Annotated in this window: 11 protein-coding genes and 2 tRNA genes; 12 read left to right on the top strand and 1 reads right to left on the bottom strand. The window is 62.5% G+C overall.

The features are described from left to right. Positions 1-50: 50 nt before the first annotated feature. On the top strand, positions 51-2,294 hold the full coding sequence (locus tag V6Z91_RS26990; protein WP_338763591.1) for a bifunctional (p)ppGpp synthetase/guanosine-3',5'-bis(diphosphate) 3'-pyrophosphohydrolase: 2,244 nt from the start codon (positions 51-53) through the stop codon (positions 2,292-2,294). An 83-nt stretch (positions 2,295-2,377) separates the two neighbouring features. Then, positions 2,378-2,923 (top strand): hypothetical protein, encoded by a 546-nt coding sequence (locus V6Z91_RS26985; protein WP_338763588.1) that lies wholly within the window; start codon positions 2,378-2,380, stop codon positions 2,921-2,923. A 9-nt stretch (positions 2,924-2,932) separates the two neighbouring features. On the opposite strand, the gene V6Z91_RS26980 is transcribed toward V6Z91_RS26985, so the two are convergent. Beyond that, positions 2,933-3,862 carry a cation diffusion facilitator family transporter gene (locus V6Z91_RS26980; protein ID WP_338763586.1) on the bottom strand — a complete coding sequence of 310 codons (930 nt, stop codon included), beginning with the start codon at positions 3,860-3,862 and terminating at the stop codon, positions 2,933-2,935. Between the two features lie 195 nt (positions 3,863-4,057). On the opposite strand from V6Z91_RS26980, the gene V6Z91_RS26975 reads away from it, so the two are divergent. The 10 genes from V6Z91_RS26975 to V6Z91_RS26930 all read left to right on the top strand — a co-directional run bounded on the left by V6Z91_RS26975 (position 4,058) and on the right by V6Z91_RS26930 (position 12,837). Beyond that, positions 4,058-4,134, top strand: a tRNA-Val gene (locus V6Z91_RS26975). Positions 4,135-4,207: 73 nt separating this feature from the next. Continuing rightward, positions 4,208-4,284 (top strand) — tRNA-Val (locus V6Z91_RS26970). A gap of 258 nt (positions 4,285-4,542) precedes the next feature. Further along, positions 4,543-6,450 carry a threonine--tRNA ligase gene (thrS, locus tag V6Z91_RS26965; protein ID WP_338772068.1) on the top strand — a complete coding sequence of 636 codons (1,908 nt, stop codon included), beginning with the start codon at positions 4,543-4,545 and terminating at the stop codon, positions 6,448-6,450. A gap of 108 nt (positions 6,451-6,558) precedes the next feature. Next, positions 6,559-7,029: a translation initiation factor IF-3 gene (infC, locus tag V6Z91_RS26960; RefSeq protein ID WP_338763583.1), complete on the top strand. Its 471-nt coding sequence runs from the start codon at positions 6,559-6,561 to the stop codon at positions 7,027-7,029. A 409-nt stretch (positions 7,030-7,438) separates the two neighbouring features. Then, positions 7,439-7,636 carry a 50S ribosomal protein L35 gene (gene rpmI / locus V6Z91_RS26955; RefSeq protein ID WP_057262756.1) on the top strand — a complete coding sequence of 66 codons (198 nt, stop codon included), beginning with the start codon at positions 7,439-7,441 and terminating at the stop codon, positions 7,634-7,636. A 24-nt stretch (positions 7,637-7,660) separates the two neighbouring features. Continuing rightward, a complete protein-coding gene (gene rplT / locus V6Z91_RS26950) occupies positions 7,661-8,020 on the top strand; it encodes a 50S ribosomal protein L20 (RefSeq protein ID WP_145873696.1) in 360 nt (119 codons plus the stop codon). Positions 8,021-8,241: 221 nt separating this feature from the next. Further along, positions 8,242-9,258: a phenylalanine--tRNA ligase subunit alpha gene (gene pheS, locus V6Z91_RS26945; RefSeq protein ID WP_338763540.1), complete on the top strand. Its 1,017-nt coding sequence runs from the start codon at positions 8,242-8,244 to the stop codon at positions 9,256-9,258. 13 nt (positions 9,259-9,271) lie between these two features. Beyond that, positions 9,272-11,698, top strand: coding sequence for a phenylalanine--tRNA ligase subunit beta (gene pheT, locus V6Z91_RS26940; RefSeq protein WP_338763538.1), 2,427 nt, complete (start codon positions 9,272-9,274; stop codon positions 11,696-11,698). 392 nt (positions 11,699-12,090) lie between these two features. Continuing rightward, entirely contained in the window at positions 12,091-12,438 is a 348-nt protein-coding gene (locus V6Z91_RS26935) for an integration host factor subunit alpha (RefSeq protein WP_131149008.1), read from the top strand. A 12-nt stretch (positions 12,439-12,450) separates the two neighbouring features. Beyond that, positions 12,451-12,837, top strand: coding sequence for a MerR family transcriptional regulator (locus V6Z91_RS26930; protein WP_338763533.1), 387 nt, complete (start codon positions 12,451-12,453; stop codon positions 12,835-12,837). Positions 12,838-12,843: the final 6 nt, after the last annotated feature.

The following is a 12,843-nucleotide window of genomic DNA, read 5'->3' as shown; positions in this document are numbered from 1 at the left end:
GCCGCGTTGCGGCTTCCGCTATTTCAGAAGCAAGTAGCAAGGGTTTTGTCATGGTATCCATCGCGGCGCTGAACAGCGCAACGTCCGACCAGCTGGTCATGGGCTTGTCCAAGGAAGACGGCGAGCGGGTGCTGGCCGCGCTCGATTTCGCCGGCGACGCGTATACCGGCAGGCTGTGCACGAGCGGCCAGCCGGCCTTCGACTTCGCCGTGGGCGTGGCCAGCACGCTGGCGCTGCTTAATACCGACGCGGCCACGCGCATCGCCGGCCTGTTGTTCGAGCTGTGCCTGCTCGACCCTGCCCAGGGCATCGCGATCGAACCGAAGTTCGGCAAGGAAGTGGCCGATCTCGTCACCGGCGTGCACCAGCTGATCCGGCTGCGCGAGCTGACGCAGGCCACGCCGAGCGCCGCGCGCGGCAAGAACGCGGCCCAGCAGGCCGTGGCGCAGATGGAAACGCTGCGCAAGATGCTGCTGGCCATGGCCAGCGACATGCGCGTGGTGCTGGTGCGGCTGGCCTCGTGCTGCAGCACGTTGCGCTGGTTCGCCGACCAGAAACTGTTCAACGACATGACGCGCGCCTACGGCCGCGAAACGCTCGACCTGTACGCTCCGCTGGCCAACCGCCTCGGCATCTGGCAGATCAAGTGGGAACTGGAAGACCTGTCGTTCCGCTTCATCGAACCGGAACACTACAAGCGCATCGCCAAGATGCTCGAAGAAAAGCGCATGATGCGCGAAAGCTTCGTCACGCAATCGATCGCGCGGTTGCAATCGGAGCTGGCCGGCGCCGGCATCAAGGCCGAGGTGTTCGGCCGGCCGAAGCACATCTACAGCATCTGGAACAAGATGCGCGGCAAGGAGCTCGACTTCACGGAACTGTACGACGTGCGCGCCTTCCGCGTGATCGTGGCGGACGTGAAGACATGCTACACCGTGCTCGGCGTGGTCCACAATATCTGGACGCCGATCCCGAAGGAATTCGACGACTACATCTCGCGCCCGAAGCCGAACGGCTACCAGTCGCTGCACACGGTGGTGACGGCGGACGATGGCCGGCCGCTCGAGGTGCAGATCCGCACGCAGGAAATGCACAGCTTCGCCGAGTACGGCGTGGCTGCGCACTGGCGCTACAAGGAAGAGGGCAATTCCAGCTTCCAGGGCCAGAAGTACGATGAAAAGATCGCCTGGCTGCGCCAGCTGCTGGCGTGGAAGACCGACGTGGCCGACGCCGTCGTGGGCCAGGAGGAATTGCAGCGCGAATGGGTGGAAAAGCTCAAGGAAGCGGCGCTGGACGACCGCATCTTTGTCCTGACTCCTCAAGCGCGCGTGCTGGAACTGCCGGTGGGCGCCACGCCCATCGACTTCGCCTACCACCTGCACAGCGACGTGGGCCACCGCTGCCGCGGCGCGCGCGTGGATGGCGTGATGGTGCCGCTCAACACACCGTTGAAGAGCGGGCAGACCTGCGAAATCATCACCGCGAAGGGCGCGCCCGGCGCGGCCGGCCCGTCGCGCGACTGGCTGAGCCCCGGCTATGCGGTGAGCAACCGCACGCGCGCCAAGGTGCGCGCCTGGTTCCATGCGATCGACATGCAGGAAACGCTGTCGCACGGGCGCTCGCTGGTGGAAAAATCCCTGCAACGCGAGGGCAAGACGGCCGTGAACCTGGAAGCGCTGGCGCAGAAGCTGGGCTTCGCCAAGGTGGACGACCTGTTCCTGGCAGTCGGCAAGGATGAATTCTCGCTGCGCCACGTGGAGCATGCGCTGCACGACAACGCCGAACCGGCGCCGCCGGAAGACGCGGTGGTGCTGAACAAGAGCCGCGCCTCGTCGACCGAGCAGGGCGCCAAGTCCGGCGTGCTGGTGGTGGGCACGGAAGGGCTGATGACGCAGCTGGCCAAGTGCTGCAAGCCGGCACCGCCGGACCCGATCGTGGGCTTCGTCACGCGCGGCAAGGGCGTGTCGATCCACCGGCTGTCGTGCAAGAACTTCGCCGAGATGCGCATGAAGGCGCCCGAGCGCGTGATCGTCACGGAATGGGGTAATGCGCGCGGCGATACCGTCTACCCCGTGGACCTGTTCGTGCTGGCGGGCGACCGCCAGGGCCTGCTGCGCGATATCTCCGAGGTGTTTTCGCGCGAAAAAATCAACGTGATCGGCGTGAACACGCAAAGCGCGAAAGGGCAGGCGCGCATGACCTTTACCGCGGAGATCGGTTCGACGGCCCAGGTGCACAAGGCACTGGCCGCGATCTCGGAAGTGACGGGCGTGCTGGAGGCGCGGCGCGCCTGAGCCAGGGCGTGACAATGCGTGAATCTTGGAGCCGTATCGCCGTGCTATCCTGCGGGCCGCTCATCATTATCAGGAGACCGGCCGTGCGTACTTTGCTGCTTGCCATGCTGACGCTGTTCGCGCTGCGCCCGCAGCCGGCCCAGGCAGCGGACGCCGAATGCGCCTTCGATCGCGCTGCCATGCTGGCCCAGGACCTGGCCAGTTTCGATCAAGGCCCGGACGGATGGCGCAAGCTGGAGCGCAAGCCCGCGTGCGTCGGGGTCGCCGCCGACCTGATCGCCGATTATCGCAGCGCGCATCCGGAACTGCGCCAGCACTTCGATGCCTACCTGCTCTACTGGCACGAAGGGCAGGTGCGGGCAGTCGTCGGACAGTACGCGCAGGCCGAGCCATTGTTCGCCAAGTCGCGCCTGCCTCAGGAGCCGATGTTCCAGGCATGGAACCTGTATGTCGACGGCACGCTGGCCTTCCTGCGCAAGGATGGCGATGCGCTGCGGCGTGCCCGCGACGGCGTAGCCTCGCTTGCGCAACCTCTGAACCTCGATGTACTCGACGGCTTGCTGCGCTGTCTCGACAAGTCCTACAGCGAAGCCTACGGCCCCTGCCGCGCATCCCGGTCCGCGCAGTAATCGGATTCGCTACAGATCGAGCTCGCTGCGTCGCCCCTGCCGGCCCGCCACTTCGGCCTGCAGGGTCACGTGGTCGATGCCATGCTTCTCGACCAGCATGGCGCGGATCGCCTTCAGCGTGGCAGGCCAATGCTGCAGGTCATGCACTTCCACGTGGCCGATCAGCGCCGGCTGGCCGGGAGCCATGTCCCAGACGTGCAGGTCGTGCACGGAAGCGACGCCATCGACGCCTTCCAGGTCGTCGCCCACTTTCTCGTAATCGATATCGGCCGGCACGCCTTCCATCAGGTGGTGGCCCGATTCGCGCAGGATGCCGATGGTCGATTTCAACAGCAGCAGCGATACCAGCAGCGACAGCAGCGGGTCGATCTGCATCCAGCCCGTGTAATAGATGACGATGCCGGCGGCCAGCGCGGCCACCGAGCCCAGCATGTCGCCGAGAACGTGCACGAGCGCCGCGCGCGTGTTCATGCTTTCCTTGTCCTTCGACAGCACGAGCGCGACGAGCACATTGACGACCAGCCCGATCGCGGCGACGCCAGCCACGGTGCCGCCCTGCACGGCCTGCGGCTGCGCGAAGCGGTGCACGGCCTCGAACACGATCCAGCCGATCACGAGCAGCATCACCATACCGTTGACGAAGGCGGCCAGCGCCTCGGCGCGGCCGAAGCCGAACGAGTAACGGGAGGAGGGCGGGCGCTTGGCGATCAGTTGCGCGAACAGTGCCAGGCCCAGCGAGGCGGCATCGGTGACCATGTGGCCGGCATCGGAAATCAGCGCGAGCGAATTGGCCATGAAGCCGGCCACGACCTCGACGGTGGCGAAGACGAGGGTGAGGCCCACGGCCCAGGCCAGGATGGCCAGGCTGCGGTCGGCGCGCTGGTGCTTGTACTTGGCGTCGCCCTTCAGGTGGGCGTGAAGGTGGCTGGTGGCGTTCATTGTTCTGTTATTGTCGGAGTCGGCAAAAATATAGCATGCGTGCCGGCGGCGCATGCTCTCGACCCTGCTGCGGAATCAGGGGGGCTGGAAGGAGCGCGTGCTTTGCTGCTGGGGTTGCTTCTACCCGCTCGTCATTTCCACCTTCCAAACTAGCCCTTGTCTTATCCGCCCCACATCACTATAATGCTCGGCATTGGGCGGTTAGTTCAGCTGGTTAGAATACTTGGTCGACATCCAAGGGGTCGGGGATTCGAATTCCTCACCGCCCACCAGAATACGAAGCATCAACGAAGAGCGGGCGCGGCAATGCGCCTGCTCATCGACAGAGCAGCAGGCAGTAAAAACGGGCGGTTAGTTCAGCTGGTTAGAATACTTGGTCGACATCCAAGGGGTCGGGGATTCGAATTCCTCACCGCCCACCAGAATACGAAGGGTCGGCACCTGGCGGTGCCTCCGTCACCCGGAGCCATGCAGTGCATGGCTCCATCATGTAAGAGCGAGAAAGGCATCCCGGTTATGACACCGCGAACTACCACCGCTGGTTTTACTCAGTGACGCTGGTCGATCGGCTTTCTCTTGCTTTGCATTCTTGAAGAAAACGCGGCTGGCCCGCGTTTTTTTTCGTCCATACTTTCCCTTTATCTGTTTTTGTCCGGCCCCGCGCCGATTGGAGATCAATGATGGTATCAGTCCGACTTCCCGATGGATCCGTGCGCCAGTTCGATGCGCCGGTCACCGTGGCCCAGGTGGCCTCCAATATCAGCACGAGCCTGGGCAAGGCGGCGCTGGCAGGCAAGGTCGACGGCAAGGTGGTCGACACGTCCTTCCTCATCGAGCAGGATGCCGACGTGGCCATCGTGACCGACAAGGACCCCGAAGGCCTGGACGTGATCCGTCACTCGACGGCCCACCTGCTGGCCTACGCCGTCAAGGAACTGTTCCCCGAGGCGCAGGTGACGATCGGCCCGGTCATCGAAAACGGCTTCTACTACGACTTCTCGTACAAGCGCCCGTTCACCCCGGGCGACCTGGTGGCGATCGAAAAGAAGATGGCCGAGCTGGCCAAGAGGGACGAGCCCGTGACCCGCAAGGTGCTGCCGCGCGACGAGGCCGTGGCGTACTTCAAGTCGATCGGCGAAAACTACAAGGCCGAGATCATTGCCTCGATCCCGGCGAACGAAGACGTGTCGCTGTACAGCGAGGGCAAGTTCACCGACCTGTGCCGCGGCCCGCACGTGCCGTCGACGGGCAAGCTGAAGGTATTCAAGCTGATGAAGCTGGCAGGCGCCTACTGGCGCGGCGACTCCAAGAACGAGATGCTGCAGCGCGTGTACGGCACCGCCTGGGCCAGGAAGGAGGAGCAGGAGCAGTACCTGCACATGCTGGAAGAGGCGGAAAAGCGCGACCACCGCAAACTCGGCAAGCAGCTGGACTTCTTCCACTTCCAGGACGAGGCGCCCGGCCTGGTGTTCTGGCACCCGAAGGGCTGGACGATCTGGCAGCAGGTCGAGCAATACATGCGCAAGAAGTACCAGGACAACGGCTACCAGGAAGTGAAGGCGCCACAGATCCTGGATGCGAGCCTGTGGGGCAAGACGGGCCACTGGGACAACTACCGTGAAAACATGTTCGTCACGGAATCGGAAAACCGCCAGTACGCGCTGAAGCCGATGAACTGCCCGGGCCACGTGCAGATCTTCAACAGCGACCTGCGTTCTTACCGCGACCTGCCGCTGCGCTACGGCGAGTTCGGCCAGTGCCACCGCAACGAGCCGTCCGGCGCGCTGCACGGCATCATGCGCGTGCGCGGCTTCACGCAGGACGATGGCCACATCTTCTGCACGCACGAGCAGATCGAGCCGGAAGTGGTGGCTTTCCACCAGCAGGCGATGGAAGTCTATGCCGACTTCGATTTCACCAATATCGAGGTGAAGCTGGCGCTGCGCCCGGATAACCGCATCGGCACCGACGAAATCTGGAACGACGCCGAAGAGGCGCTGCGCCAGGGCCTGCGCGCCTGCGGCGTGACGTGGACGGAACTGCCGGGCGAGGGTGCGTTCTACGGCCCGAAGATCGAGTACCACCTGAAGGATTCGCTGGGCCGCCCATGGCAGGTCGGAACGATGCAGGTCGACTTCTTCATGCCGGAGCGCCTGGGTGCGCAATACGTGGCCGAAGACAACACGAAGAAGACGCCAGTCATGCTGCACCGTGCAATCGTGGGCTCGATGGAGCGCTTCATCGGCATCCTGATCGAGAACTATGCGGGTGCGCTGCCGATGTGGCTTGCACCGGTGCAGGTTTCCATTTTGAACATTTCGGAAGGGCAGGCCGCCTATGCCACCGAACTGGCGGCGAAGCTGCGCAAGCTGGGCTTCCGCGTCACGGCTGATTTGCGCAACGAGAAGATCACGTATAAAATACGTGAACATTCCGTCCAAAAAATGCCTTACATCCTTGTCATCGGGGATAAAGAACGGGATGCCAATACCGTGGCCGTGCGTGCGCGGGGCAATGTCGATCTGGGCGTGATGTCCATCGATGCCCTGGTTGAGCGACTCCAGCAGGATGTTGCCAACAAAGCCTGACGGGATTCTTGAATCCCGTAACCGGCCAGACCAATCAAATTTTTAAAGGAAACTGCAATAGCTACTGACAAGTCGCATCGCATCAATGGCGAAATCACGGCACCGGAAATGCGCCTGTCCGGCGTCAACAATGAGCCGCTGGGCATCGTGAGCCTGGCCGAAGCCTTCCGCCTGGCGGAAGAGGCAAACGTCGACCTGGTGGAAATCGCGCCTACCGCGAATCCCCCGGTCTGCCGTCTGATGGATTACGGTAAGTTCAAGTATTCCGAGCAGAAGAAGGCGCACGAAGCCAAATTGAAGCAAAAAGTCATCTCCGTGAAGGAAGTCAAATTCCGTCCCGGTACCGATGAAGGCGACTACAACATCAAGCTGCGCAACCTGATCAAGTTCCTGGAAGACGGCGACAAGACGAAGATCACCCTTCGCTTCCGCGGCCGCGAAATGGCCCACCAGGACATCGGCATGCGCATGCTGGAGCGTCTGAAGGCTGACCTGGAGGAGCATGGCCAGGTCGAGCAGTTCCCGAAGATGGAAGGGCGCCAGATGATCATGGTCATTGCCCCGCGCAAGAAAAAATAAAATAGGCGTCGGCAAACCCGCACAGCGGGCGCATTTCGGGTCCACCGTGCTTCGCAGCGGCGGACCGATCGTACTAAAGTACGATTCCGCGCGCTGGACCCGAACTGCATCCCGCTGTGCAGGTTTTCCGAGGCCTATTTCCAACTATGCCTCGAGCAGTTCTGGTGCGCAGTTGGGAAATCGGGTTATAATTGCCGGCTGCCGATCCGCTGGTGTCGGGCACCTTCAGGTGCGCGACACCGGTTTTCGTCAACGAAGTCGGCAAACAAGAATTTGCGGGATCAAATCCGCAACATGTAGTGGCCCCGCTGCCGCTGCATCAACAAGTGAAAGCAGGCACCCAAGTGCAACGTGTTGTTGCCACCTGCAATCCTGTTACTTTGGAGCTGCCCGCGAGGGCAGATGTGTTATGCCAAAAATGAAAACCAAAAGCTCCGCGAAGAAGCGTTTTCGCGTGCGTCCGGGTGGTACCGTCAAATCGGGTATGGCGTTCAAGCGTCACATTCTGACCAAGAAGACCACCAAAAACAAGCGTCAGCTGCGTGGCACCCGTAACATCAATGCGTCGGACGTAACGAGCGTCCTGCGTATGATGCCGTCCGCTTAATCTCACACTCATTAAGGAGCTACTATGCCTCGAGTAAAACGTGGGGTTACCGCGCGTGCCCGTCATAAAAAAGTACTGAACCTGGCCAAGGGTTACCGCGGTCGTCGCAGCAAGGTTTACCGTATTGCCAAGCAAGCAGTCATGCGCGCTGGCCAGTACGCCTACCGCGACCGTCGTAACAAGAAGCGCGTCTTCCGCGCCCTGTGGATCACCCGTATCAACGCGGCTTCCCGCGAGCACGGTCTGACCTACAGCGTCTTCATGAATGGCCTGAAGAAAGCCGCTATTGAACTGGACCGTAAAGTCCTGGCCGATATGGCTGTGGCGGACAAGCCGGCGTTTGCCGCGATTGTCAACGCCGTGAAAGCAAAGATCGCTGCCTAATTCCAGCGTATCGATGTTGCGTCCCGACAGGGGCGCAAAAATCGCGAGAACCGTCGCGAGCGGCACCAGTTCCGGCCGAGACGCGCAACCGTACTGAGGTACGGTGAGCATCGAAGGCTGGAAATGGAACGCGCAGCAGGTTCATCGCGATTTTTAAGAGCGGGGCACGGGATAACGACCGATGCCCCGTTTTACATTTCCAGCATAGGAAAATCAGTCGGATGAACTCCCTCGAACAAATCGTCTCCGCAGCGCAGGCTGACTTTCTCGCCGCCGCGGACGCCGCCGCACTAGAAAACGCCAAAGCACAATATCTCGGCAAGACCGGCCAGATTACCGAACTGATGAAGGGCCTGGGCAAGCTGGCGCCCGAGGAAAAGAAGGCGCAGGGCGCCCTGATCAATGCTGCCAAGCAGCAGATCGAAGCCGCGCTGACGGCGCGCCGCGATGCGCTGGCCGAAGCCCAGCTGCAGCAGCGCCTGAACGCCGAAGCCATCGACGTTACCTTGCCCGGCCGCGGCCGCGCTCCCGGCGGCCTCCACCCGGTGATGCGCACGTGGGAACGGGTCGAAGCGATCTTCCGCTCGATCGGCTTCGACGTGGCCGGCGGCCCCGAGATCGAAACCGACTGGACCAATTTCACCGCGCTGAACAGCCCGGAAAACCACCCGGCCCGCTCGATGCAGGACACGTTCTACATCGAAGGCAACGACAGCACCGGCAAGGCGCTGCTGCTGCGCACGCACACCAGCCCGATGCAGGTGCGCTACGCCCGCAGCCACCAGCCGCCCATCAAGGTGATCGCTCCTGGCCGCACCTACCGCGTCGACAGCGACGCCACCCACTCGCCGATGTTCCACCAGGTCGAAGGCCTGTGGATCGCCGAGAACATCAGCTTTGCCGACCTGAAGGGCGTGTACCTGAACTTCGTGAAGGCATTCTTCGAGACGGACGACCTGCAGGTCCGCTTCCGCCCCTCCTACTTCCCGTTTACGGAACCGTCGGCCGAGATCGACATCGCCTTCGGTTCCGGCCCGCTCAAGGGCCGCTGGCTGGAAGTGTCCGGTTCGGGCCAGGTGCACCCGACCGTCGTGCGCAATTTCGGGCTGGACCCGGAAAAATACATCGGCTTCGCGTTCGGCTCCGGCCTCGAGCGCCTGACGATGCTGCGCTACGGCGTGAACGACCTGCGCCTGTTCTACGAAGGCGACCTGCGCTTCCTGAAACAATTCAACTAAGAAGAAGCTGATCATGCAATTCTCCGAAAACTGGCTCCGCACGATGGTCGATCCGAAGATGAATTCGGATGAGCTGTCGCACCTGCTGACGATGTCCGGCCTCGAAGTGGAAGAGGTCGAAGCCGTCGCGCCGCCGTTCACCCACGTGGTGGTCGGCCACGTGCGCGAAGTACAGAAACACCCGAACGCCGACCGCCTGAACGTGTGCCAGGTCGACGTGGGTACCGGCACCATGCTGAACATCGTGTGCGGCGCGCCGAACGTGCGCCAGGGCCTGAAAGTGGCGTGCGCCACGGCCGGCGCCGTGCTGCCGCCGGGTGCCGACGGCAAGCCATTTGTCATCAAAGTGGGCCAGCTGCGCGGCGTCGAGTCGCAGGGCATGCTGTGCTCCGCGCGCGAACTGAAGCTGTCCGAAGACCATGGCGGGCTGCTGGAACTGCCGGACGATGCGCCCGTCGGCCAGAACTTCCGCGACTACTACGCGCTGAACGACCTGAAATTCACGATCAAGCTCACGCCGAACAAGGCCGATTGCCTGTCCGTGCTGGGCGTGGCACGCGAAGTGGCCGCGCTCACGGGCTCGCCGCTGAATGCGCCGCAGAGCGCACCCGCGGCCGTCAACCTGGATGAGAAACTGCCTGTAAAGATCAGCGCGCCGGACCTGTGCGGCCGCTTTGCCGGCCGTGTCATCCGCAACCTGAACGCCAAGGCGGCAACGCCGGACTGGATGAAGCGGCGCCTGGAGCGCAGCGGCCAGCGTTCGCTGTCGGCCCTGGTCGACATCTCGAACTATGTGATGCTGGAGCTGGGCCGTCCGTCGCACGTGTTCGACCTGGACAAGATCCATGGCGGCCTGGAAGTGCGCTGGGGCAAAGCCGGCGAATCCCTGAAGCTCTTGAACGGCAACACGGTTTCCGTCGATGAGTGGGTGGGCGTGGTGGCCGACGACCAGCAGGTCGAATCGCTGGCCGGCATCATGGGCGGCGACGCCACGGCCGTGTCGCTGGACACGACGAATGTGTACGTGGAAGCGGCGTTCTGGTGGCCGAACGCCATCCAGGGCCGTGCCCGCAAGTACAACTTCTCGACCGATGCGGCGCACCGCTTCGAGCGCGGCGTCGATTACGCGACGATTCCCGAGCACATCGAGCGCATTACCGCGCTGATCCTGGAAATCTGCGGCACGCCGGAAACGCAGGTCGGCGCCATCGACGACCAGGTCGTCAACCTGCCCGAGCGCAAGCCCGTGCAACTGCGCACGGCGCGCGCCCAGAAGGTGATCGGCGTGCCGCTGACCGATGAAGTCGTCGCTGACATCTTCACGCGCCTGGCGCTGCCATTTACCCTCGAGAATGGCGTGTTCAGCGTGACGGCGCCGAGCTACCGCTTCGACATCGAGATCGAGGAAGACCTGATCGAGGAAGTGGCGCGCGTGTACGGCTTCGAGAACATCCCGGCCAAGCCGCCGGTGGCCGAGAACACGATGCACATCGCGCCGGAAAACGAGCGTTCCATCTTCGCCGTGCGCCACCAGCTGGCCGACCTGGGCTACCAGGAAGTGGTGAACATGAGCTTCGTGGAAGCGCAGTGGGAACAGGACTTCAACGGCAACGACAATCCGATCAAGCTGCAGAATCCAATCGCCAGCCAGCTGTCCGTGATGCGCTCGTCGCTGATCGGCAGCCTGGTCGCGAACGTGCGCTACAACGTCAACCGCAAGGCGCCGCGCGTGCGCGTATTCGAGGTGGGCGCCGTGTACAAGCGCGATGCGGCCGTGCAGGATGGTCCGCTGACGGTCGCCGGCTATGACCAGCCGCAGCGCATCGGCGCGATCGCCTATGGCCCGCAGGCGGACGAGCAGTGGGGCTTGCCGACGCGCGACGCCGACTTCTTCGACGTGAAGGCCGACCTGGAAGCGCTGTTCGCCCCGGCGCACCTGCGCTTCGCCAAGCTGGAGCACCCGGCGCTGCACCCGGGCCGCGCTGCTTCCGTGTCGCTGGACGGCAAGGTGATCGGTTTCATCGGCGAGCTGCATCCGCGCTGGCTGCAAAAATACGACCTGCCGAAGGCGCCGGTCGTGTTCGAGGTCGATGCCGTTGCGTTGCAACAACGTGCAGTGCCGGCTTACACGGAAATTTCCAAGTTTCCGGGCACCAGCCGCGACCTCGCCCTGGTGGTGCCGCAGGCCGTGGCAGCCCAGCAATTGCTGGATGTCTTCGCGGCCGCGGTCGCTGCCAGCGATCACGCGCGCATCGTGCAAGCCATTGTTTTGTTTGACGAATACCGTGGCGTTGGCCTCGCGTCGGACGAGAAATCGCTTGCTTTCCGCTTTAGCTTGCAAGATACTCAAACAACCCTGCAGGACGAAATCGTCGATGCATTGATGGGTTCGCTGGCTGATGCGGCAACGCAAAAGCTGGGCGCGAAAGTGCGCAAGTAACAGGTGGGTGCCGGCAGCGGAAAAGCTGCCGGGCGGTGCGCGGCGAGGTAGAGGCGTGTTGCACCTTGCACCTTGCACCTTGCACCAGGCATGCGGGGTGTAGCGGGTGCCTGTCGTGGTAACTTGTGTCTTACCGGGTCGTGGCTGGGTTGTGCCTGCGTTGTAGCTGAGCTGTAACTGAGCTGTAACTTAGGTAGGGCTTAAGCTCGGCAGTAAGTACCGTGTAACCCTTCCGTGCACTGCAGCATTCATTCAGAATAGACAACAATCGGTTCAAACAAGCGGGTCCGGCAATGCCGGACCCACGTACTTTGTAAAGGCAGGGCAGCAAAATTAACAACAACGACACCGCGGTTTTGCAATCAGCGCTGGATGCCGAGTTGCACAGCGCCATGCAGGTTGCAAAGGTACGCAAGGAAGCTGAAAAGAGTTTGCCGACGCTGACGAAAGCCGAACTGGCCGAACTGCTGTTCGAACAGGTGGGCTTGAACAAGCGCGAGGCAAAGGATATGGTCGAAACCTTCTTCGACGAGATCCGCAACGCGCTCGAGCGGGGCGAAGCGGTCAAATTGTCCGGTTTCGGCAATTTCCAGCTGCGCGACAAGCCGCAGCGCCCGGGCCGTAACCCGAAGACCGGCGAAGAAATCCCCATCACGGCGCGCCGCGTCGTGACCTTCCATGCCAGCCAGAAGCTCAAGGGCATGGTGGAAGAAAGTGCCGCCTTGGCACGCGCGGCCTGATAAAGGGTGGGCATGAACGATCGCCTCAGCAAGACCGAACTGGTCAGCTTACCGCCGATTCCGGCCAAGCGTTATTTCACGATCGGCGAGGTCAGCGAGCTGTGCGGCGTGAAGCCGCACGTGCTGCGTTATTGGGAACAGGAATTCACTCAACTCAAGCCGGTCAAGCGGCGCGGTAACCGCCGCTATTACCAGCATCACGAAGTGTTGTTGATCCGTCGTATCCGTGAGCTGCTGTACGAGCAGGGCTTCACGATCAGTGGCGCACGCAATAAGCTCGACAGTCGTGGTGTTGCCGCCCAGGAGGCGTATGATAACGATATGCCCCCGGCGCCGCCTCCGCTCGACCGGGAAATGATCCGCAACGAATTGCTGGCGATCCAGGCTCTGCTGAAGTAAACCCTC

This window comes from Massilia sp. METH4 (genome assembly GCF_037094685.1).
Lineage (GTDB): Bacteria > Pseudomonadota > Gammaproteobacteria > Burkholderiales > Burkholderiaceae_D > Rugamonas.
Note: the sequence above shows the minus strand (reverse complement) of the source record. Positions and strands in the feature narration are given on the sequence as shown.